This window comes from Streptomyces caeni, assembly GCF_042678285.1.
Lineage (GTDB): Bacteria > Actinomycetota > Actinomycetes > Streptomycetales > Streptomycetaceae > Streptomyces > Streptomyces caeni.
The window spans coordinates 217418-239331 of record NZ_JBHUDX010000053.1 but is presented as its reverse complement, the minus strand read 5'-3'; the positions used below and the strand labels follow the sequence as shown (position 1 = coordinate 239331).

General features: G+C 71.8%; 17 protein-coding genes and 1 pseudogene. 8 read left to right on the top strand and 10 right to left on the bottom strand.

Features of this window, described 5'->3' with window-relative positions:
• The first annotated feature begins 240 nt into the window (after positions 1-240).
• The 7 genes from ACFSL4_RS20485 to serC all read left to right on the top strand — a co-directional run bounded on the left by ACFSL4_RS20485 (position 241) and on the right by serC (position 7219).
• Positions 241-2097 carry a sensor histidine kinase gene (locus ACFSL4_RS20485; RefSeq protein ID WP_381084714.1) on the top strand — a complete coding sequence of 619 codons (1857 nt, stop codon included), beginning with the start codon at positions 241-243 and terminating at the stop codon, positions 2095-2097.
• On the top strand, positions 2094-2501 hold the full coding sequence (locus tag ACFSL4_RS20480) for a roadblock/LC7 domain-containing protein (RefSeq protein ID WP_381084712.1): 408 nt from the start codon (positions 2094-2096) through the stop codon (positions 2499-2501). Before ACFSL4_RS20485 ends, ACFSL4_RS20480 begins: the two co-directional genes overlap by 4 nt.
• Positions 2498-2845 (top strand): DUF742 domain-containing protein, encoded by a 348-nt coding sequence (locus ACFSL4_RS20475; protein ID WP_381084709.1) that lies wholly within the window; start codon positions 2498-2500, stop codon positions 2843-2845. Before ACFSL4_RS20480 ends, ACFSL4_RS20475 begins: the two co-directional genes overlap by 4 nt.
• Positions 2826-3443, top strand: coding sequence for a GTP-binding protein (locus ACFSL4_RS20470; RefSeq protein ID WP_381084703.1), 618 nt, complete (start codon positions 2826-2828; stop codon positions 3441-3443). Before ACFSL4_RS20475 ends, ACFSL4_RS20470 begins: the two co-directional genes overlap by 20 nt.
• The gene (locus ACFSL4_RS20465) at positions 3440-4663 is read left to right on the top strand and encodes a cytochrome P450 (RefSeq protein WP_381084700.1); all 1224 of its coding nucleotides are present in this window, start codon (positions 3440-3442) and stop codon (positions 4661-4663) included. Before ACFSL4_RS20470 ends, ACFSL4_RS20465 begins: the two co-directional genes overlap by 4 nt.
• Positions 4660-5883: a cytochrome P450 family protein gene (locus tag ACFSL4_RS20460; RefSeq protein WP_381084697.1), complete on the top strand. Its 1224-nt coding sequence runs from the start codon at positions 4660-4662 to the stop codon at positions 5881-5883. The genes ACFSL4_RS20465 and ACFSL4_RS20460 overlap by 4 nt, the downstream gene beginning before the upstream one ends.
• 217 nt (positions 5884-6100) lie before the next feature.
• Positions 6101-7219, top strand: coding sequence for a phosphoserine transaminase (gene serC / locus ACFSL4_RS20455; RefSeq protein ID WP_381084694.1), 1119 nt, complete (start codon positions 6101-6103; stop codon positions 7217-7219).
• Positions 7220-7522: 303 nt separating this feature from the next.
• Here serC and ACFSL4_RS20450 read toward each other — a convergent pair whose 3' ends face one another.
• From ACFSL4_RS20450 to ACFSL4_RS20430, 5 genes are all read right to left on the bottom strand, one after another.
• Complete coding sequence (locus tag ACFSL4_RS20450) at positions 7523-9022, bottom strand: APC family permease (RefSeq protein ID WP_381084691.1); 1500 nt, start codon at positions 9020-9022, stop codon at positions 7523-7525.
• Positions 9023-9215: 193 nt separating this feature from the next.
• On the bottom strand, positions 9216-10472 hold the full coding sequence (locus ACFSL4_RS20445; RefSeq protein WP_381084688.1) for an NAD(P)/FAD-dependent oxidoreductase: 1257 nt from the start codon (positions 10470-10472) through the stop codon (positions 9216-9218).
• A gap of 173 nt (positions 10473-10645) precedes the next feature.
• Complete coding sequence (gene redH, locus ACFSL4_RS20440) at positions 10646-13345, bottom strand: undecylprodigiosin ligase RedH (RefSeq protein WP_381084685.1); 2700 nt, start codon at positions 13343-13345, stop codon at positions 10646-10648.
• Between the two features lie 306 nt (positions 13346-13651).
• Complete coding sequence (locus tag ACFSL4_RS20435) at positions 13652-14263, bottom strand: hypothetical protein (protein ID WP_381084682.1); 612 nt, start codon at positions 14261-14263, stop codon at positions 13652-13654.
• Complete coding sequence (locus ACFSL4_RS20430) at positions 14260-14916, bottom strand: TetR/AcrR family transcriptional regulator (protein WP_381084679.1); 657 nt, start codon at positions 14914-14916, stop codon at positions 14260-14262. The genes ACFSL4_RS20435 and ACFSL4_RS20430 overlap by 4 nt, the downstream gene beginning before the upstream one ends.
• A 241-nt stretch (positions 14917-15157) precedes the next feature.
• Here ACFSL4_RS20430 and ACFSL4_RS20425 point away from each other — a divergent pair, with 241 nt between their 5' ends.
• A complete protein-coding gene (locus tag ACFSL4_RS20425) occupies positions 15158-17413 on the top strand; it encodes an MMPL family transporter (protein WP_381084677.1) in 2256 nt (751 codons plus the stop codon).
• A 221-nt stretch (positions 17414-17634) separates the two neighbouring features.
• On the opposite strand, the pseudogene ACFSL4_RS20420 reads toward ACFSL4_RS20425, so the two are convergent.
• From ACFSL4_RS20420 to ACFSL4_RS20400, 5 genes and pseudogenes are all read right to left on the bottom strand, one after another.
• Positions 17635-17800: pseudogene (locus ACFSL4_RS20420) on the bottom strand (methionine adenosyltransferase); the annotation flags it as partial.
• Positions 17801-17858: 58 nt separating this feature from the next.
• On the bottom strand, positions 17859-19046 hold the full coding sequence (locus ACFSL4_RS20415; protein WP_381084674.1) for a RedV protein: 1188 nt from the start codon (positions 19044-19046) through the stop codon (positions 17859-17861).
• A complete protein-coding gene (locus ACFSL4_RS20410; RefSeq protein WP_381084672.1) occupies positions 19043-19828 on the bottom strand; it encodes a 4'-phosphopantetheinyl transferase family protein in 786 nt (261 codons plus the stop codon). Before ACFSL4_RS20410 ends, ACFSL4_RS20415 begins: the two co-directional genes overlap by 4 nt.
• A gap of 49 nt (positions 19829-19877) precedes the next feature.
• Complete coding sequence (locus tag ACFSL4_RS20405; RefSeq protein WP_381084669.1) at positions 19878-20963, bottom strand: SAM-dependent methyltransferase; 1086 nt, start codon at positions 20961-20963, stop codon at positions 19878-19880.
• A complete protein-coding gene (locus tag ACFSL4_RS20400; protein ID WP_381084666.1) occupies positions 20960-21775 on the bottom strand; it encodes a thioesterase II family protein in 816 nt (271 codons plus the stop codon). The genes ACFSL4_RS20405 and ACFSL4_RS20400 overlap by 4 nt, the downstream gene beginning before the upstream one ends.
• Positions 21776-21914 lie beyond the last annotated feature (139 nt).

The following is a 21914-nucleotide window of genomic DNA, read 5'->3' as shown; positions in this document are numbered from 1 at the left end:
TTTGGTCACTCAAAGTCCGGATCCGACCCTTCGCGCGGGTGCCCGCGCCGGCCCGGCGTACGCCGCGTCGCCGTCCCGGTTCCCCGTCAGATGGCACCAGCGGGACCGGAATCTGCACATTATGATCAGGACGTCTCCTATAGTGACGCCCAATTGAGCGGGACGGGTCGCTGTTTCCCCTCCGGCCCCGCGCGCCGCACTCGCCCTGGACATGACCTGGGCCGACCGAGGACACCATTCATGACCGCCCCCACACCGTCAGGCGAACGGCCCGCTGTCCGCGCCGTCGCACCCGCCTCGCTGGCCACCGCCTCGGTGGCGGGCCTCGCCGTCACCGCCGCGGTCCTGGCGGCCCCGGAGACGGTCCGCGTCCCCCTCGCCTGGGGCGGGGCCGCGGCGGCGCTGCTGCTGTGCGTGGCGGTCGGCCTCGCCGTCCACGGCGCCCGCTCGGCGCGGATCGCGCGCCGCCGCCTGGACGCCGTGACGCAGGACGCGGGCCGACTGCTCCAGGAACGGTCCCGGCTCGCCGAGGAGTTCAGCCAGGAGCGGGGGCGGCTGACGGACGGCTTCATCGAGGAACGGGTCCGGCTGAGCGAGGAGTTCGAGAGGGAACGCACCCGGCTCGCCCAGGAGTTCGCCCAGGAGCGCGAGCGCCTCACCGACGGGTTCGCCCAGGAGCGTGCCGCTCTCACCGGGGAGTTCACCCAGGAGCGCGACCGGCTCGTCGCCGACCTCACCCGGCTCACCGCGGAGAAGGCCCGTCTCACCCAGCGCCTGCGGCAGGCCGCCAACACCCGCGACGCGGCCATATCCGTCACCGCCAACGTCGCCGGCCGCATGCAGGCCCTGGCCACCGGCACCCTCGCCGACCTGCGCGCGATGGAGGAGCGGCACACGGACGAGGACGTCCTCGCCGACCTCCTCCACCTCGACCACCGCACCGCGCAGGCGGGTCGCCTCGCCGACTCCGTCGCCGTCCTCACGGGCGCCCGCTCCGGCCGCCGCTGGGCCCGCCCCATCGTCATGGAGTCGATCCTGCGCGGCGCGATGGGCCGGATCAGCGGCTACCAGCGTGTCCGCCTCCACTCCTCCAGCGATGCCGCCGTCACCGGACACGCCGCCGAGGGCGTGATGCACGCGCTCGCCGAGCTCCTCGACAACGCCGCCACCTTCTCGCCGCCGACCGCCGAGGTCCACGTCTACGTGGAGGAGGTCCCGGCCGGCGTCATCGTGTCCGTGGAGGACGCGGGCCTGGTCATGAGCGATGTGCAGCTGCGCCGCGCCGAACGTGCGGTCTCCGGCGACATCGCCGAACTGGGCGGGCTCACCGGCACCCGGCTCGGCCTCGCGGTCGTCGGGCGCCTCGCCCGCAAATACGGCCTGAAGGTGTCCTTCCGGCCGTCGGCGCGCGGCGGCACGGGTGTCCTGATGCTGATCCCGCAGGAGATCCTGTCGCAGCCGACGCAGCCGACGCCCGCGGAGCGCGGCCACGCCCACGCCCCGGCCGCCGACGCCGCCGAGCGGGGCACCCCCGGTCCGGCCGCCGCCGGGCACCGGCCGTCGTACGCCGCCGCCCGCGCCCCCCAGGACCTCGATCCCGACCCGGTCCCCACGCACGAGTCCCCGGCAACGGCCGACACCTACCCCGGCGCCCGTGCCGGCACGACCACGGGCACGACCACGGACACGGGCACGACCACGGACACGGGCGAAGGCCCGGGCGCGGCCCCGGGCACGAGCGGCGGCGGACTGCCCCGCAGGCGCCGCGGCCAGGCGCTCGCCGCGGCCGAACGCGGCCGGGCCCAGACCGCCCCCGGCTCCCAGCGGGAGCCGCTCACCGCCCAGGACGCCAAGACCCGGGCCGCCCGCTTCAGCAGCTTCCGTCAGGCGGTCCGCGGCGCGATGCCGGACCGGGCGGCGGTCCAGGGCACGGCGACGGCGGACACCCCGCACGAGCCTCCCGCAGCCGGCACGCCGCACGAACCCTCGGACGGTCTCGTACCGGACGCGCCGGTGCCCGGCCCCTCCCCGGACCCCACCGCCGCACTCGAACCGGCCGCCACCCCCTCTCACCCGGAAGGCAAGACCACTTCATGACCGGCACCACGACCGCCGACGAGAAGCTCACCTGGCTCATCGAGGGACTCCTGGAGCGCACCCCGGGTGCCCGGCACGCGCTCGTGCTGTCCCGGGACGGGCTGAAGCTGTGCCGCACTCCGGAGCTCTCGGTCGACCAGGCCGACCAGCTGGCCGCGATCGCCGCCGGCATCCAGTCGCTGTCCCACGGCGCGTCCGTGGAGTTCGGCGACGGCAGCGGGGGCGTGCGCTCGGCGATGACCGAGTTCTACGGCGGTGTCCTGTTCATCGTGGAGGCGGGCGACGGCGCCCACCTCGCCCTGGTCACCACCGAGGACGCGGACGCCGGGCTCGTCGGGCACAACATGAGCGAACTCGTGGAGCAGCTCGGCGAGCACCTGAGCGCGCAGCCCCGGACCTCATGAGCCGCCCCGGCAGGGACGACGCGCCCGACCGGCTGTACACCCTCACGGGAGGGCGCAGCCGGTCCGACGCGGCCGACCGGTTCGACCTGGTGACGCTCGTAATAGCCGAGTGCGACCCGGTACCGGGCATGCAGTCCGAGCACGCCGCGATCCTGCGGCTGTGCGAGCGGCCGACCGCGGTCGTGGAGATCGCCGCCGAGCTGCGGCTGCCGGTGAGCATCACGAGGATCCTGCTCTCCGACCTCCTCGCGACCGGCCGTGTCAGCGCCCGCCATCCGCGTACCGCCGCACTTCCCGATCCCGACATCCTGGAGCAGGTGCTCGTTGGACTCCGCAATCTCTGACACCCGCACTCCGCTGGGTGCCCAGGCCGACAACGGCCTGAAGATCGTGGTCGTCGGCGGCTTCGGCGTCGGCAAGACGACCCTGGTCCGCTCGGTGAGCGAGATCCGCCCGCTCAGCACCGAGGAGACGATGACGCAGGCCGGCGAGACGGTCGACGACATCAGCGGGGTGCGGGGCAAGTCCGCGACGACCGTCGCCTTCGACTTCGGCCGCATCACGCTGGACGCCCGCAATGTGCTGTATTTGTTCGGCGCGCCCGGGCAGGAGCGGTTCTGGTTCCTGTGGGACCGGCTGTTCTCCGGCGCGCTCGGCGCGGTCGTCCTCCTGGACACCCGGCGCATCGACGACTCCTGGTACGCCATCGACCGCCTGGAACGCCACGGAATGCCGTTCATCGTCGCCTGCAACGACTTCGGCGGCCCCCGGCACACACCCGAAGAGGTCCGCGCGGCGCTCGACCTCGACCCGCACGTCCCGCTGATCGCATGCGACGCGCGCTCGCGGGAGTCCGCGAAGCAGGTCCTGATCACGCTGGTCGAACACGTCCAGCGGCTCCGCGCCGGCCAGGCCCCCACATCCGAACAGGAGCTGGTGTGACCACCGCCCCCGTGCCCCTGAGCGGGCCCCGGTTCCAGACCGAACCCACCGCCCTGTACCGGGAGATGCGGCTCGAACACGGTGCCGTGGCACCCGTCGTGCTCGACGGCGGCATACCGGCGTGGCTCGTCCTCGGCTACCGCGAGCTGCACCAGGTGACCGGCGATCCGGTGCTGTTCAGCCGTGACTCCGACCTGTGGAACCAGTGGGACAACATCCCCGACGACTGGCCGCTGCTGCCGATGATCGGCCGCAAGCAGCCGTCGATCCTCTACACGGTCGGCGAGCGCCACCGCGAGCGCGCCGCGATGATCAGCGACGCCCTGGAGTCCGTCGACCCGTTCGAAATGCGCCGCCACGCCGAGCGGTTCGCGGACGAGCTGATCGACGCGGTGTGCGCCAAGGGCGAGGCCGATCTCGTCGCGGACTACGCGATGCTGCTGCCCGTCCGGGTGCTCGCCTTCCTGTACGGGTTCACGGAGGAGCAGGGGCCGGCTCTGGTCACCGCCCTCAACGACATGGTCGACGGCCGGGAGCGGGCGCTCGCGGGCCAGATGCACCTGGCCACCTCCATGGCCGAACTGCTGGCCGCCCGGAAGGAGCAGCCGGCGGACGACGTCGTCTCGCGGATGCTCGCCGACACGAGCGGCTTCACCGAAGAGGAGATCACCCAGGACCTGATGGTGATGCTGGCGGCGGGCCACCAGCCGACCGCCGACTGGATCGGCAACTCGCTGCGGCTGATGCTGACCGACGGCCGCTTCGCGGCGTCCCTGTTCGGCGGGCGCAACTGCATCGCCGAGGCCATGAACGAGGTCCTGTGGGAGGACACGCCCACGCAGAACGTGGCGGGCCGCTGGGCGTCCCGCGACACCCGCCTCGGCGGCCGCCACATCCGCGCGGGCGACCTGGTGCTGCTCGGCCTCCAGGGCGCCAACAGCGACCCCCAGGTGCGCACCGACGGCTCCGCGCTGACCGGCGGCAACAACGCGCACTTCTCCTTCGGCCACGGCGAGCACCGCTGCCCGTTCCCGGCGCAGGAGGTGGCCGAGGTCATCGCACGGACCGGCATCGAGGTGGTCCTGGACCGCCTGCCCGACATCGATCTCGCCGTGCCCGCCGAGACGTTGACGCGCCGCCCGTCGCCGTGGCTGCGCGGCCTCACGGCACTGCCGGTGATGTTTACCCCCACTCCTACCCTTGGAAGCCCTTCCGCATGACGTCTAGCGACAGACCTCCTATAGCCCTGGACCCCTTCGTCTCCGACCTCGACGCCGAGAGCGCCCGGTTGAGGGAGGCCGGCCCGCTCGCCGCCGTGGTCCTGCCCGGCGGCGTTCCCGTGTGGGCGGTCACGCACCACGCCGAGGCCAAGCAGCTCCTGACGGACCCCCGGCTGGTCAAGGACATCAATGTCTGGGGCGCCTGGCAGCGCGGCGAGATCGCCCCCGACTGGCCGCTGATCGGCCTCGCCAACCCCGGCCGCTCCATGCTCACCGTGGACGGGGCCGACCACCGGCGGCTGCGCACACTCGTCGCCCAGGCGCTGACGCCGCGTCGGGTGGAGGAGATGCGGGAGCGGATCACGAAGCTGACGGAGAGCCTGCTGGACCGGCTGCCCGCGGACGGCGGCGTGGTCGACCTCAAGGCCGAGTTCGCCTATCCGCTGCCCATGTACGTCATCGCGGACCTGATGGGCATGGACGAGTCCCGTCTGCCGCGGCTGAAGGAGCTGTTCGAGAAGTTCTTCTCGACGCAGACCCCGCCCCAGGAGGTCGTCGCCACGCTCACCGAGCTGGCGGGGATCATGGCGGACACGGTGGCCGCGAAGCGCGCCGAACCGGGCGACGACCTCACCTCCGCGCTGATCCAGGCGTCCGAGGACGGCGACCGCCTCACCGACGAGGAGATCGTCTCCACGCTGCAGCTGATGGTGGCGGCGGGCCACGAGACGACCATCTCGCTGATCGTCAACGCGGTGGTCAACCTGTCGCTGCACCCCGAGCAGCGCGCCCTTGTCCTGTCCGGCGAGGCGGACTGGTCCGCGGTGGTCGAGGAGACCCTGCGCCACTCGACCCCGACCTCCCACGTCCTGATCCGGTTCGCGACGCAGGACGTCCCGGTCGGCGACCGGGTGATCCCGGCGGGCGACGCGCTGATCGTGTCGTACGGCGCGATCGGCCGCGACGAGCGGGCGCACGGCCCGACGGCGGGTGCCTTCGACATCACCCGCGACACGAAGAACCGGCACATCTCCTTCGGGCACGGCCCGCACGTGTGCCCCGGAGCGGCCCTGTCCCGGCTGGAGGCGGGCGTGGCCCTCCCGGCCCTGTACGCGCGCTTCCCCGCCCTCGACCTGGCGGTACCGGCGAGCGAACTGCGCAACAAGCCGGTGGTGACCCAGAACGACCTCTTCGAGCTGCCGGTGCGGCTCGGGGGCTGATGCGCTCCGCCGCCGGGCGGGTGGACCGAGGCCGGCCCACCCGCCCGGCGTACGGGAGGCTGCGGCCGTTCGGATGGACCGGGGCCCTGGTCGAGGCCGCCGGATCCCGGGGGACGTCGTCCCCCGCCGGGTGTCCCGCTCGGCCACGGTGCGACACCCCGTCTCATCCGACGGACCCCGTTTCGCCCAGGTTTCCTCCACCGGCTACGCTCCCCCCGTGGCTGATATCCAGATCCCTGCTGACATCAAGCCCGCGGATGGTCGTTTCGGCGCGGGTCCCTCCAAGGTGCGGGTCGAGGCGCTGGACGCCCTCGCCGCCACGGGTACTTCCCTGCTCGGTACGTCCCACCGCCAGGCCCCGGTCAAGAATCTGGTCGGCAAGGTGCGCGAGGGTATCCGCGAGCTCTTCCAGCTCCCCGACGGCTACGAGGTCATCCTCGGCAACGGCGGTTCCACCGCGTTCTGGGACATCGCGACCCACGGCCTGATCGAGAACAAGTCGCAGCACCTCAGCTTCGGCGAGTTCTCGTCGAAGTTCGCGAAGGCCGCGAAGCTCGCCCCGTGGCTGGCCGAGCCCACCGTCATCGCCGCCGACCCCGGCACGCACCCCGAGCCGGAGGCCGAGGAGGGCGTCGACGTGTACGCCTTCACGCACAACGAGACCTCGACCGGTGTCGCGATGCCGATCAGGCGGGTCGCGGGCGCCGACCAGGGCTCCCTGGTCCTCGTGGACGCCACCTCCGGTGCCGGCGGCCTCCCGGTGGACATCGCCGAGACGGACGTGTACTACTTCGCCCCGCAGAAGTCCTTCGCCTCCGACGGCGGCCTGTGGCTCGGTGTCTTCTCCCCGGCCGCGATCGAGCGCGCCGAGCGCGTCCACGCGTCGGGCCGTCACGTCCCGGAGTTCTTCAGCCTTCCCACGGCGATCGACAACTCCCGCAAGAACCAGACGTACAACACCCCGGCCCTCGCCACCCTGTTCCTGCTCAACGAGCAGTTGGAGTGGCTCAACGGCCAGGGCGGCCTCGACTGGTCGGTCCGCCGCACGGCCACGTCCTCGCGGACGCTCTACGGCTGGGCCGAGGACGTCAAGTTCGCGACCCCGTTCGTCGCCGACCCGGCCAAGCGCTCGCAGGTCATCGGCACGATCGACTTCTCCGACGAGGTCGACGCGGCCGCCGTCGCCAAGGTCCTGCGCGCCAACGGCATCGTCGACACCGAGCCGTACCGCAAGCTCGGCCGCAACCAGCTGCGCGTCGCGATGTTCCCGGCGATCGAGCCGTCGGACATCGAGGCGCTGACGAAGTGCATCGACTACGTGATCGAGAAGCTCTAGCGTCCGGCGGTCTCCCGTACGGCGAGGGGGCGCCCGGCACACGCCGGACGCCCCCTCGCCCGTGCGGCCCCACCGCTCACCCGGCCGTACAGCTGCCGACCGTGCCGGGAAAGCCGGGCGCCTCGATGCCAGGGCCTGTCTGGAGCTGCGGTCCTGGCTTCCAGACAGGCCCTGGAGGCAGCCGTCCTGCACGGTGTCCACGGTCGTCCAGTCGTCCAGTCGTCCAGTCGTCCAGTCGTCCTTCAGGATCCCGCCCGTGTCACCGATCGCAGGGCGCAGTCTCCGGGGCAGGCGTTGGGGCGGTCAGGCGGACAGGCCGTCCAGGGCGCCCGCCGCAGGCCTGGCCGGCTCCATGGCGGCGTTCCGTTCCCCGGCGGCGTCGGTGGCGGCCAACCGGTCGTAGGCGGTGACCGCGCGCGACCGCATCCACGCGGCCCGCCAGGCTCCGGCGGCCACGGCGACCAGGAGCAACCAGGGCAGGGCATGCACGACCGCGGAACTCGTGCCGCTGAGCGTGGTGAAGTTGCGCAGGACCAGCACCAGGGCGGCCAGCAGCCCGGCCGCGCCGAGCAGCGGCGCCACCAGCCCTGTCCACCAATGGCCGATCGCCCGGTGCCGCCGGAAGTACACGACGATCGACAGCGCGGCCGCGGCCTGCAGGGCGATGATGCCGACGGTGCCCAGGCCCAGCATGCTCGTGGCCAGGTTGAGGTAGGGGTGCAGGCCGGCGGCGGCGAAGGCGGCGACCACCACCGCGTCGAGGAGCACCTGCAGCAGGCTGGCCGCGGAGGGCGCCGCCGTCCTGCGATGCGGCGTGCCGAGTGCGACGGGCAGCACGCGGTCGCGGCCCAGAGCGTACATGTAGCGGCTGCACGCGTTGTGCACGGACAGGGTCGACGCGAACAGGCTGGTGCACATCGCGACTTCCATCACCTTGGTGACCCACTGGGCGACGTACTGGGTGTTCAGGCTGAAAAAGAGGCTGCCCAGTTCGGTACCCGACCGCTCCCGCAGGTGGTCCGGCCCGATGCCACCGACCGCGATCCAGCTGGTGAGGCCGTAGAAGACGGCGATGAGCACCACCGAGGCGTACACCGCGCGCGGCACCGAGCGTTTCGGGTCCCGCGCCTCCTCACCGTACAGGGCGGCGGACTCGAAACCGAGGAAGGAGATGAAGGCGAACATCAGGGTGACGCCGAGCGCGCCGTGGGTGGCGGTGTGCGGGGAGAACGACGTGGCAGGGAAGGCACTCGCGCCCTTGTGGGCGGTGATGGCGACGTCGAGCACGGCCAGGACGGCCATCTCGGCGCCCAGCAGCAGGGCGAGCATCCGCGCGGACAGGTCGATCTGCCGGCGGCCCAGGAGCGCGACGAGCAGCAGGACGACGGCGGCCAGCAGGGGCCAGGGCACCGTGATGTGTGCCAGGTCCTGCAGAGCAAGCCGAGTGAAGTACGCGCAGGCGCCGATGAGCCCGCAGGTGAACGCGTTGTAGGCCAGGGCCGCGACGAAGGCGCCGCAGACTGCCGGGACGCGGCCCAGGCCGTGCCGGAGGTAGGCGTAGAAACCGCCGGTGCTGACGATGTGGCGACCCATCGCCGCGTATCCGGCGGCAAAGCACAGCAGGACGACACCGGCCAGCGCGTACGCGGCGGGGACGCCGGAGCCGGTGCCGAGGGCGAACGCCAACGGGACCGTGCCGACGACGGCGGCCATGGGCGCGACCGCGGCGACCACGAGAAAGACGATCTTCGCCGTGGTCAGGGTGGGTGCGGGGCCGGGGGCCGGCCCGGGTCTGTCCTTCATGGTCTGCTCCGTGGGAGGCTGCAGGGGTCCCCGGGCCGGGCGGCGCGCGCCTGACCGGTCGCGGGATCGGATGGCACACGGGTTGGCGGGGGCGGGCGCGGGGGACACCCGCCCCTGCCGGGGTGACCGGAGCGCCGGCCGGGCATCGACGTCGGCGCTCCGGGGCGAGGGCGGCGGGGCGGCAGGTGAGCCGTCAGGAGGTGGCGGCCGCCGACCTGCTGCGGGCCGAGTCCGGCGCGGACTCGTCGTACTCCATGACTGTCAGGCCGCCGGCCAGGCCGGAGATGAGGCGGATGAAGTCCGCGCGCTGCTCCAGTTCCTTGACCGGGTCGATCAGGTCCTGCGCGCGGCTCCAGTACTCGGTGCGCTGCCTGCGCGCGTCGTAGAAGTAGCGGACGAAGGAGATCACGGTGTCGAAGAAGTCCCGGTAGCTCTTCTCGAACTGGGCCATGAGGGTGTCCTCGCGGTCCGGTTCGCGCAGCATCGCGTCAATGGCCCGGGCGGCGGCCGAGGCGCTCTTCATGGCGAGCATCACGCCGGTGGAGAACAGCGGGTCGACGAACGCGGCCGCGTCGCCGACGACGAGGTAGCCGGGGCCGCTGAACCGGTCGGCGGTGCACGACCAGTCCTTGATGACGCGGTAGTCCGCGATCCGCTCGGCGCCCTTCAGCAGCCGCTTGGCCTCTGCGGAGACCGCGAGTTTCTGCGTGAAGTACTCCTCGGGGCTCAGCCCGGACGCGGTGTACATGTCGTTCGGGCCGACGAAGCCGACGCTGCGGGTGCCGTCGTGGAAGGGGATGACCCACACCCAGCCGTCCTCGTGGTACTCGGTGAGGATGTTGCCGCGGTTGGGGCCGATGAGCTGCGTGCCGCCCTGGTAGTACGTCCAGACAGCGATGTTGCGCAGGTCCTCGTGCCAGTCGAGGTTGCCGGCCTGACGGGAGACGACACGGCCCTGCCCGGAGGCGTCGATGACGTACGGGGCGCGGGCCTCGACCTTGCTGCCGCGCTTGCCGATCGCGTACTGGACGCCGACGCAGCGGCCGTCCTCGAAGATCGCCTCGGAGACGTGCGCCTCCTCCATGACCAGGGCGCCGAGTTCGCGGGCGTGCTGCAGCAGGACGTTGTCGAACTCGGCCCGCTTGACCTCGAAGGCGTAGTCCCAGGGGCCCGCCTCGCCGAAGTGGATGGTCCACGGCTCGCGTTCGGCGCCCCAGCGCAGGGTGGTGCCGTACTTGCGCAGGAACGGGCCGCTCTCGATCTTCGCGCGGGCGCCCAGTTCCTCCAGGACCGGCATCACACCGGGCACCAGGGACTCTCCGACGTGGTAGCGGGGAAACTTCTCCCGCTCCAGCACCAGGACCCGCCGGCCGGACCGGGCCAGCAGGCCGGCGGCCGTCGCGCCAGCGGGGCCGCCGCCGATCACGATGACGTCGTATTCGTTGGTCACACTTGTCTCCTATCGGGACGCCAGGACGTGGCGTGGATGCGTGCGGCGGGTTCGGGCGGCCGGCGTCGTACGACTGGCGAGGGGCGGGGCGGCTGACCGCGGGGCTGCGGTACGCCGGCGCCGTCCGCACCGGCTGCGAGGCCGTGCGGCGCGCCGGCGCCCGTTCCGGACGGTCAGGCGGAGGTCTCGAGGATCTCGACGACTCCGGTGTCGCCGTCCACGCGGATCAGGTCACCGGTGACGATCCGCTGGGTGGCGTTCTTGGTGTTGACCACCGACGGGACCCCGAACTCCCGAGCCACGATCGAGCTGTGCGAGAGCATCGAGCCGATGTCGGTGACGACGCCGCCGGCCATCGCGAACAGCGGGGTCCATGAGGCGTCGGTGTAGCGCGTCACGAGGATCTCGCCGACCTGGAACTCGTCGGCCTGCCACACCAGGTCCTCGATGATCCGCGCGCGGCCGACGATCTGGCCCGGGCTGGTGCCGAGCCCGTTCAGGCCGCTGTCGTCCGCGGTGACCTTCAGGTCGCGGGTGATGTCGTACTCACCGACGAAGGTCATGGGCGGCTCCGGAACCCGCTTGCGGTACTCGTGGACGCGCTGGGCCTCGTCGATCCGCTCGCGGCTGAACGCCTCGCGGGCGGACGCGTCGCCGCGCAGGTAGCGGCGGATGTCCTGGAACTCCAGGTAGGCGACCTCGTCGACGGAGTGCAGCAGGCCCTGCTCCTGGAGCCGGCGGCCGGTCTCATAGATGATCTTGCGCATCTGCCACAGCGACGTGGTCATCGCCATGCGGGCGACCTCGCGCAGCTCACTGCACGTGACGTAGAGGCGGATGACGCGCTCCAGCACGGCGCGCTTGGAGCGGGGCAGCCCGGACAGCAGCCGCGTGGTCTCCTCGCTGGTGTGCTTGCGGTCGACGAACTGCAGGATGCCGTCCGTGGCGACGTCGTCGGCCAAGTAGCGGCGGATCATCTGGAAGATGTACGACTGGTCGTCGGCCCAGCGCGGCCGGGTCAGTTCCATCTCCTGGCTGCCGCGGACGCCGTTGATGAGCAGGAACGGCTCCATGCTCTGATTCCAGAAGCGGCGGCCCTCCGGGTCGGCCCGCAGGACCTCGGATACCTCGGCCAGCGGGGTCTCCTCGATGATCCGGCGGGCCTGCGGCAGGCGCTTGGCGGCCTGGGCGAGCCCGTGGATCTCCTGCGCGGACATCACGGTCCGCAGTCCCGACATATCCATCTTCAGCCGGTTCTGCAGGTTGGTGCCGTCCTCGCCAAGCCACTTGGCGCACAGTTCGGTCATCAGCTCGTACGCGCCGAAGGCGTTCATGTAGTACGGCAGGTAACCGACGTGCATCTCGTGGTAGTTGACGATGTACCGCTCCAGTTCGAAGCCGAGTTCGCGCAGGGTGAGCCGGGTCACGTCGAGATCCCGGGTGCGCTCGAACTCGCGCAGCCGCGCGTCGGTCATCACCTCCGCACGCCGTTTCATGGTGCGCAGTTCGCGGATGGTGGTGCGGATCCAGAAGAGCGCGGAGCGCAAGGACTGCAGGCCGCCGGGGTAGTCGCCGAACGGGTTGACGTAGCCGGTGGTGTCGGCGTCCTCGCTGACGAAGCGGTTGGTGAAGTCGTCCTGGTTCTTGGTGGGCGGGTTCTGCGCGAGCAGGTGCGCGGTGTAGGAGACGTTGAGGTAGACGTGGCCCTGCAGGTAGCCCATGTACCGGGTCCAGTCGCCCAGGTCGCGGACACCGCACGCCTGCATGCAGGCTCCGTGGGTGAACTCCTGGTGGTGGCGGGCGAAACTCAAACCGAGCGGGGTCATCAGGCCGACGAAGATCTCGCCGATATCCATGCGCGACCACAGGGTGCCCTGCCGGACATCATCGGGCTGCTCGGTGGTGTAGGGGCTCGCCGGCGCGGTGCCCGTGGGATTGGTGGTGATCGGCCGGGTCTGCAGCAGGTACAGCTCGCCGTCCCGGATGGCCCATTCGATGTCCTGCTCGGATTCGTAGTGCTTGCGCACTCGCAGTGCGGTGTCGGCCAGTTCGCGCAACTGGTCGCTGGTCAGGCTCGGGAGGTTGCGCAGATCCGTGGGGACCTTGACCAGGTCGACGCGGCCCGGTCCGGCGGCCTGGTATCGAGTGACCTTGAAGTTGACGAGTTGTTCGACCACGTCCAGTGTCGAGGCGTCCACGACGAAGAAGTCGCTGGTGACACGACCGGACACCAGGCCCTCGCCGAGTCCGTAGCAGGACTCGACGACCAGCCGGTTGGGCCGGCCGCCGACCGGGTCGACGGTGAACAGCACGCCGCTGACGTCGGGCTGCACCATCTCCTGGACCACCACGGCCATCAACCCGGGCAGCGCGGTGTCCCCCTCACCGCCGTCCCGGTAGTAGCCGGCCCGGTCCGACCACAGCGACGCCCAGCAGGCGCGTACGGCCTCCAGCACGGCTTGCTCACCAGTCAGGTTCAGCAGGGTGTCGTGCTGGCCGGCAAACGACTGCGCGGCCGAGTCCTCGCTGCTCGCCGACGACCGGACCGCGACACAGGGGCTGCCCAGGTCGCGGTAGGCGCCGCGGATCGCCTCGGCGATCGCGTCGGGTACGGGGGTGGACGTGATGAGTTCGCGGACGATGCGGCGCTCGGCGCCGGCGATCCTGGCCGACAGGCCCGTCTCCTCCAGGAAGCGGCGGAACAGGTCGGTCGTCACGCAGAACGCCGGCGGCACGGGGAGGCCCGCGTCGATCATCTCGCCGAGCCGCAAGGCCTTGCCGCCGAGCAGGTCGGCCTGTCCGGCGCTCGTCTCGCCGAGCCGCACGATAGCGTCGCGGTGCGGCATTTCGGCTGTCGGGGACTGCGATTCCAAGGTGGTCCTCCTGACCCCTGATGCCCGGTTGGACGGCAGACCGTGCGTCTCGAACGCGTCCGGCGCACGGCACAGGCGGCGCCGGCCGGGGAGCCCGACGGCGAGTACACGACCGAGTCTCACGAGGCGGGCTGACCGACCGCTGACCGCTGGCTGGTCGGACGCTGAAAGCCCGCTGACACAGCGATCAGGAGACGTGAACGCCGCAGAGCGCCGGGTGCGGAACGCGGGAGGACCAGCGGCGTGGCGGTGTCGGGCGGTGCGGGGCGCCGGGCCGCCCGCGCGGATGCGGGAGCGGGCGGTGTCTCATGCGGAGATCAGCGCGCGGTCCGGCACCCCGTGCGCGAGGACCAGCTTGAGCAGCATGATCGCGGGGAACCAGGACATGCCCTGCGGGGAGTGCGTCATCGGGGCAATCATCACCCCGCAGGCCACCACGGTCAGCGCCACCGGGAGCTGTATCCGCGGGGACAGGTACTCCACGCAGGCCACCCCGCCCAGGCACCACAGGTACCACAGCGGCCCCCACCACCAGGGCGAGCCGGTGAAGACCAGGGCAACCACGATCGGATGGATGTGCCCGGCGGCGAAGCCCACAGGGTGGTGCAGGAAGCGCCGTACCCAGCCCACGCTGAAGGTCAGCGGGGAGTGGTAGAAGCGCTTGACCGGGTCGAGGCCGTTGGCGACGACACCGCCCACCACGTCCCAGACCAGCAACAACCCGAACAGCCACTGCCCCCAGCCCCAGTCTCGGCTCCGGTTGGCGACCGCGAATGCGGTGCACCCGACGACCGAGGCGGTGTAGACCAATACCTTCTCGGCGGTGGTGGCACCACTGCCGAACAGCCAGCTCGGCTTCTCGTCGGCCTTGCCGGCGCAGGCATCGCGGCGGTCCCGGGCGTCCTCGTGGGCGCTCACGACGGATTCCCGTCGGGTCGCGGTCCGTCGCCACCGTCGGCGGCCGTCTCGCCGTCCGGAGCGGCGGCCGAGCCGGACAGGTGGGCGGTGAAGCCTGCGAGTGCGGCCACCGCTTCGTCCGTGTTGAGCTCGGGGTCGAGCATGCGGTGCATCAGCAGCCCGTCGAAGAGCGCCATGAGCAGGGTCGCCGTGCCGGGAGACGCGCCGGGCGCGTGCTCGGCGAGCCAGTGCCCCAGCTCGCCACGGGCCTGAGCGAGACTCTGGCGCAGCACGTCGCCGAGGGCCGGTTCACGGACGGCTCCCGCGATCAGCTCGACGGTCAGCCGGGCGGTGGTGCCGTCCGTGGGCTGTGCCAGGACCTCGGGCAGCATGGCCACCACGTCCTCCAGGCACTCGGCAGCCATGAGGCGCTCCGTGGGCGGGCCGAAGATCAGTTCCCCGACCCGGGCAGCGATGGCCCCCTTCAGGTTCTGGATGCTGCCCCAGTAGTAGTGGATGAGTCCCAGGTTGGCCCCGGCACGCTCCGCGACGGACCGGGTGGTGACCGCCGGCCAGCCTCCTTCGGCAAGAAGTTCGAGCCCGGCGTCGATGAACTGCTGCCGCCTCTGGTTTCCCCGTAGCGAAGGGCTTGGTCGATCGTCTAAGTTAGTCATACGACCAAGTTAGCCCGGCGCCGCGCGAAAGTCATCCCGACATGACGAACCCGCGGTCACGCCACGAATTCCCGCGTGCCCGCGGGCGACCACGTCGGAACGGCAACCCGCGGCCTCATGTGTCATGCCCGGACACCCGCCGCCGACGCGACGGGCCAGAGTCCGGGGCCCGACGGTCGTGTCCGATCCGTTTCCCGGGGAGGCCCACACGCTGCCCCGGACTGCCGCACTGGGGGTTCCCATGCTCTCCCGTCTGGCGTCGCTCGCGTTCAACCGGCGACGTCTTGTCCTCGTCCTCTCCGTGGTGGCCCTCGCGCTCCTGACCGCCATCGCCGCTCCGGTGACCAAGTCGCTCTCCCCGGGCGGCTTCGACGACCCGCACTCGCAGTCGTCGGCCGCTGACGCCGCCTTACGCGACCAGTTCCACACCGGCGACCCGAACTTCATCCTCCTCGCCACTCCCCCTGGATCGGTCGACGACCCACAGGCCGTCTCCGCCGGAAAGGAACTGACCCGCAAACTGGCGGCCGAGAAGGGCGTCGCCTCGGTCACCTCCTACTGGTCCGACGAGCGCCCCAAGGCCCTGCGCGCCCAGGACGGCAAATCGGCGCTGATCACCGCCTGGCTCACCGGCGGCGACGACACCGCGGCCGAGACCGCCAAGCGGATCGTCCCCGACCTCACCGGCACCCAGGGCATCCTGCACGTCAGGTCCGGCGGCCTGCTGGAAGCGAACCGGCAGGCGTCGGCGACGCTGGAGAAGGACCTCGACACCTCCGAGGGCATCGTCGTGCCGATCACCCTCATCCTGCTGATCCTGGTCTTCGGCTCGGGCATGGCCGCGCTGCTGCCGCTCGCCGTGGCCGGCGTGTCCATCATGGGCTCCCTGGCCCTGCTGGAGGTGATCGCGCAGTTCACCCCCGTGTCGATCTTCGCCACCGACCTCACGACCGCGCTCGGTCTCGGCTTGGCCATCGACTACTCGCTGTTCATCGTCAGCCGTTACCGCGAGGAACGCGCAGCCGGGCACGAGAATTCCGCGGCCCTGCGGATCGCCATGGTCACCTCCGGCCGCACCGTGCTGTTCTCCTCGATGACGGTGCTGCTCTCGCTGTGCTCGCTGCTGGTCTTCCGGCTGTACTACCTGCGCTCGTTCGCCTACGCCGGCATGGGCGTGGTGATCTTCGCCCTCCTGGGCGCCCTGGTGGTCCTGCCGATGCTGCTCGCACTGCTCGGTGACCGGATCGACAAGTTCAGCCTGTCGCGCAGGTTCCGCCGCCGCGCCGGAGACTCCGCCGCCCCGGTGGAGCACACCTTCTGGCACCGGCTGGCCAGCGGTGTGATGCGCCGCCCCTGGCCGGTGCTGATCGTCGTGGTGGCGGCCCTGGCCGTGCTGGTGGCACCGTTCTTCCATGGCTCCTACGGCCTGCCGGACGACCGCGCGATGTCGAAGAAGGCCGACGCGGCGGTGGTCGGTCAGACCATCCGCACGCAGTACCCCTCGCTTGCCGGACAGGACCTGAGCGTCGTGCTGCAGGGCCGCACGCCGAGCACGCAGGACCTGGGGGCGTACGCGCAGAAGCTGTCCAAGGTCACGGGAATCGACGCGGTGAACACCTCGACGGGCACCTACCAGGACGGCCGCCGAGTAGCCGACGGCACGCCGGCGGGGCAGCAGGAGTTCACCGGCAAGGACGGGGCATGGCTGGCGCTGAGCACCCGCACCGAGGCGTACTCCTCCCAGGGCAGGACGATGGTGTCCGACGTCCGTGCGGTGACGCCCCCGCCGGGTACCGACCGCAAGGTCACCGGCCTGGCAGCGCAGTTCAGCGACACCCTGCACAGCCTGTACGGGTCTTTGCCGTGGGCGATCGGCATCATCGCGGTGCTGACGTTCGTGCTGCTGTTCCTGTTCACCGGCAGTTTGGTGATGCCGATCCAGGCGATGGTGCTCAATCTGCTGAGCCTCACGCCGACTTTCGGCGCGATGGTCTTCATCTTCCAGGACGGCCACCTCAAGTGGCTCGTCGGCGACTTCACCGTCACCGGGCAGACCGACGTCACCACGCCGATCCTGATGTTCTGCATCATCTTCGGCCTGTCGATGGACTACGAGGTCTTCCTGCTGTCCCGGATCCGCGAGGAATACGACCGCACCCGTGACAACACCGACGCGGTGGCCGTGGGCCTGGGCAGCACCGGACGGCTGATCAGCGCCGCCGCCGGGCTCATGGCGCTGTTCTTCCTCGCCCTGGTCGGCGCGAGCTTCGTGCCGGTGAAGATCCTCGGTCTGGGCACGGCGCTGGCGATCCTGATGGACGCGCTGGTCATCCGCGGTCTGCTGGCCCCGGCTCTCATGCGGATCATCGGTGACACCAACTGGTGGGCGCCCGGGCCGCTGCGGCGGGTCTACCGGAAGGTCGGACTGCACCACGGGGAGGAGCCCGCCGCGCCGACTCCCGGCGGACCGGTGCCAGTCGGCCCCAACGCGGGCTGAGACGCCGCCGGACCGCCGCCGTGCTGCCACCCGGCATCGGGTGGGCCTTCGGCGGGAACCGTCCTCCCTGTCATGCCACCGGAGCGGGACCCCGATCGGGGTCCCGCTCCGGTGGCATGACCTTCGAGACGGGCCGGGCAGCCGCAACGCGGCGGCGACGCACGCCGACGCCGGTGGGGTCGGCGGCGGCCTCGGCTGAAACCGCCGGCACGAGCCGGTCCGGCACTCCCGACCACCGTGTCCGACCGCACGGCCCTGTCCCCGTCGTGCTCGACCGTCACCTGCGTCTTGCCGTCCGGCCGCAGGTAGGGGATCGTCCCGCCACACGTCGCTCAACCGCCGCGACACCCGGTGCGCCAACGTCATGGGAAGCGGCGTCGACTCCGGCAGACAGGAGGGACGGGGCAAGGAAGCAGCAGGGGTGCGGGAGCCCGGGGACGGCCCGTCACAGCTCACGCAAGGTGCTGGCGACCGGGCGCCGAGGCGACGGCGGGAAGGCGGTAGCCGGGTGGCCGAGCCGGCTGACGAAGAACACGCGCCCCGGAAGCCCGAACACGTCCTCCACCACGTGGCGCGGGCCGTCGTGCTCGATCACCACGCTCACCGGGTGCAGCGCCAGACCGTACCGGGTGGCGCGCAGCCAGTAGTCGGCGAGCCGCGCGCCGCCGCGCACCATCTCCGCCCGGTCCGGGGCCGGGGTGTCCCAGGCCAGGACCGAGATGGCCGCCGACCGGCGCACCACAGCGGCCAATCGGTCTGCCAGCACCCGGTGGTAGCCGCCGAAGCGCAAGATCCGCAGCGTCGCCGGGGCCAGCGCGCACCGCAGCAGCAGTTGCCGCACGGCGGACATCCGCCCGAACAGCTGCGGAAGCGTGAAGCCTGTGCCCAGTTCGGCGGCCTCGGTGTCGTCGCGCCTGATGTAGCTGTACGTTTCCCGCCACGCGGGGCCGTGACTGAAGTCCAGTCCGGCGTACCGCGACACCAACCGCGCGAAGCGCCGCAGGTCCGGCCCCGTCAGATGGCGCACGTCGATGTCCGCGGTGGGCACCGCACCGGCGACGGGACGTTCCAGGCCGGCCAGCATGTCGGAGGCCACCGCGCGCGGCGTGTAGGGCGCCCGGTTCGTGCGCCGGGCCCGCGCCACGGCCCGCAGCCCGTCGAGGGTGCCGTCGGGCCGCCCGGTGCGCCGCAACTCGACCAGGGCCAGCAGCATCCAGCCCGCCGGCCACCCCGCGCCGAGAACCTCCCGCCCGGTGGCGGCGGGCAGGTCGAGCCGGTGGACGCTCCATCCCAGGCTGTCCAGCGCCCGCAGCAGCGTCTGCCAGTAGGCACCGCAGCTGACGAACATCTCCACCTCGTGGGCGGGCAGCGCACCGAGGGATCGGTCGCCGTCCAGGCCCAGCGCCAGATACTCGCTGCCCGCGTCGTCGCCGCCCGGGGCGGAACCGAAGTGGCGGGCCGCGGCGCGGCACGCGGCGCCGGAGGTGAGCCGGGCCAGCCCCCACGGCTGGCAGTTGTGCGACGAGGGGCTGAGGGCCGCGATCGCGGTCGCCTCGTCCAAGGCGGCGGGGAACCCGGCGTGGTCCGGTACCGCCCCGTCCACCGTGCGGTCGGACTTCTGCTGTGCGTTCATCTCCACACCACCGCCATCGTGTAACCGTCGATCACCTGGGCCAAGGAGTGCCGTGGCGGGGGGGCCGCGGACACGGCGCAGTGGTCGCGCAGTACGGCTCCTGCCCGCCAGCCGAAGCGGCCTCCGGGATGCCAGCCGGTCAGTTCGACCTGGCGCACACCGCCCAGCCGCAACCCCACGCCGTAGTACTTGAGCACGGCCTCCCGGCACGCCCAGCGCAGGGCCGGCGGCATGGTGCCGAGTCGGCGCCCCGCCGCGTCGCCGCGTCGGGCGGCGGGCACGGCCAGCAGGTCGTTGAGATACGGGGACAACTCCCTGACGGGTTCGAGGTCGATGCCGAGCGGATGCGGCCCGCACGCGGCGACGGCGAAGTCGCCTGCGTGGCTGATCCCGATCTCGAACGGCTGGTCCAGGTAGGGCTTCCCGGCACGCGGGCCGTCGGCGACCCGCCGGACGCGGACATCGGGAACCGGTGTGGCCTCAAGGCCCAGGCGCCTTTCGTGCGCACCGACCGCATAGGCGACGGCCAGCCGGCCGGCCAGCCACTCCACGCGCCGTTTGCGGATCCGCAGCCCGGCCCGGAACCGCTGGTCGTCAGCGGCCAGGTGGCGCCGGGCGAGCGCGGCCTGACCGGCGTCGCCCAGGCCGGCCAGCCAGGCGATGGACACCGCGGCGACGGTCAGACCGTCCCCCAGGTGCCGGACGGTCCACGGGCGGGCGGGGTCGAGGAACGCCGACCGGTTGCGCGCAGGAATCCAGGCGGCAGCGGGGTTCGCAGCCATGTCCGGGCAGTTCCGTACCGGATGCGGGTCCGGGCCTCCCCGGCGGCCCTCAACTCGCACGGCCGTTGACACCGGTGAAGGCGATGAACTGCTCGCCGGGCACGACCCGGAAAGACCGCGCTTCGCTGAAACCGGCCTGCGCCATCTGCTCGACCAGCGCGTTCTCCTCGGGTAGCGGGCCGCCGAAGTCGGCGTACGTCAGCCATAGGTTGAGCGCCTCCAGGCTGGCGCTGCCGCCCTGGCAGGAGGAGGTGATGAGCAAACGGCCGCCGGGGGCCACCAGGGACCGCACCGCTCGCAGCGCCTCGACCCGCTCGGCGACGGGGAAGTAGTAGATGTTCTGGTGCATGGTGACCAGGTCGAACGTCTCGTCGAAGCCGATCTTCAGGGCGTCCCCGGCCCGGGTCTCCACCCGCTCGGACAAGCCCCAGTCGGCGAGGTTGCGGGCGGCGAGCGCAGCAACCTCCGGCTGCAAGTCCACGGCGACGCCGGTCAGTTGCGGGTTGCGCCGAGCCGCGTGGCGGACGTACAGGCCGCTGCCACAGCCGATCTCCAGCAGCCGCACCTGGCCCTGCCTGGTCAGTACCCGGTCGACGGCGGCCTCGACGAACGGCTTGACGATCATCGACGAGCGCGCGATGACGGTCCCGTCCTGGTCGCCGAGGCTGTAGCGGCGTCGGCCTCGCAGCATGTCCGGCGCGTCCCGCAGCACGGTGAAGTGGAACCGTGTCACCTCCTCAAGGGCTCCCACGACGGCGTCGTTGCCCGGGTCGGCGAGTGCCTTGGCATGGCGGGAGCGCAGCGCGTACTTCTCCTGACGGCAGCTCAGGTCACCAAGCTTGACGCCAATGTCGAGCCACACCCGCAACCGATCGGCCTCGTCCTCCAGGCCCAGCCGGCGCGCGAGCGAGGCCAGATCGGCGGGCTGCGCCGCCAGTTCGCGCAGCAGCCCGCTGCTGGCGGCGCCGGTGAGGAACGCCGAGCGGTTGACGGGCGCAACGAATGCGCGGGACAGGGACATCAGTGCGCGGATCTGCCGACTGCGCAGCGCGGTGAGCAGGGTGCGGAACGGTCCGGGCGACGAGGGCGCCGCCGGCGCCCCGGCCGGGGCGGGCCGCTGGGTGGCTGATGTCATGAGGCGTTCCTCCGGAAGGCAGGGGTTCCGCGAAGCCGTGCGCACAGGGAGCGCACGTGGCGCAGCAGGGGAGTCCGGGACTCCCCGTTGATGAAGAAGTGGTCGCCGGGCAGGTGGAGTCGGGTGAACTCCCCCACGGTGTACCGGTCCCACGCGTCGACCTGTTCCTCGGTGGCGATGGGGTCGTCGGTTCCGGACACGGCGGTCACCGGACAGCTCAGGGGTGTACGCGGCCGCCACCGGTACAGCTCGCAGCATCGCAGGTCGGCGCGCAGCGCCGGCAGCCGCCGCTGCACGTGCACGCTGGTGCCGTCGTACGGCCCGAGGCCGCCGAGTTCGCGCAGCACCCGCAGCAGGTCCTCGTCGTCACGGGTGTGGTCGGTCCGGTCGCTGTACAAGGACGGTGCCCTGCTCCCGGAGACAACCAGGTGGAGCGGCTCTGGCAGGCCGCGGTCACGCAGCACGCAGGCGACCTCGTAGGCGAGCAGCGCGCCCATGCTGTGCCCGAAGAACACGCAGTCGCCTGTCAGTCCGTGGTCAGCCAGCGCCGTCGCCAAGTCGTCTGCGAGCGGTGCCAGTTCGGTGTACGGGGCTTCGTTCAGGCGCAGTCCGCGACCGGGCAGCAGCACCGACACCACGTGTGCCGTGCCGTCGAGCAGGGCGGGCCAGTCGTGGAAGGTCGACGGTGTGCCGCCGGCGTAGGAGAAGCAGACCAGCCGGGGCCGGTCCGCGGTACCGGCGGACGTGCCGGGGAACCACGCGGCGGGCGGCCGGGGCGGGCGCCGGACCGGATCGGGCGGGGTGACGGGCACGTCGAGGTCATCCTCTCGTTGGCCGGGGCGGGGCCCGGGTGCGGGGTGGCGGAATTGGGCGGGTGCGACGGGCCGGCGGGCCGGGCGGGGCGGGACGTGCGCCGGGACTGCGGCACTGTGCCCGGCCCTGGCGAAGTCC

Excerpts from the sequence above, each read along its gene's own strand:
- ACFSL4_RS20430 (WP_381084679.1), bottom strand. The coding sequence starts at position 14,916 with ATGACTAACTTAGACGATCGACCAAGCCCTTCGCTACGGGGAAACCAG.
- ACFSL4_RS20410 (WP_381084672.1), bottom strand. The coding sequence starts at position 19,828 with ATGGCTGCGAACCCCGCTGCCGCCTGGATTCCTGCGCGCAACCGGTCG.
- ACFSL4_RS20475 (WP_381084709.1), top strand. The coding sequence starts at position 2,498 with ATGAGCCGCCCCGGCAGGGACGACGCGCCCGACCGGCTGTACACCCTC.
- ACFSL4_RS20415 (WP_381084674.1), bottom strand. The coding sequence starts at position 19,046 with ATGAACGCACAGCAGAAGTCCGACCGCACGGTGGACGGGGCGGTACCG.
- ACFSL4_RS20460 (WP_381084697.1), top strand. The coding sequence starts at position 4,660 with ATGACGTCTAGCGACAGACCTCCTATAGCCCTGGACCCCTTCGTCTCC.
- ACFSL4_RS20485 (WP_381084714.1), top strand. The coding sequence starts at position 241 with ATGACCGCCCCCACACCGTCAGGCGAACGGCCCGCTGTCCGCGCCGTC.
- ACFSL4_RS20480 (WP_381084712.1), top strand. The coding sequence starts at position 2,094 with ATGACCGGCACCACGACCGCCGACGAGAAGCTCACCTGGCTCATCGAG.
- ACFSL4_RS20405 (WP_381084669.1), bottom strand. The coding sequence starts at position 20,963 with ATGACATCAGCCACCCAGCGGCCCGCCCCGGCCGGGGCGCCGGCGGCG.
- ACFSL4_RS20425 (WP_381084677.1), top strand. The coding sequence starts at position 15,158 with ATGCTCTCCCGTCTGGCGTCGCTCGCGTTCAACCGGCGACGTCTTGTC.
- ACFSL4_RS20450 (WP_381084691.1), bottom strand. The coding sequence starts at position 9,022 with ATGAAGGACAGACCCGGGCCGGCCCCCGGCCCCGCACCCACCCTGACC.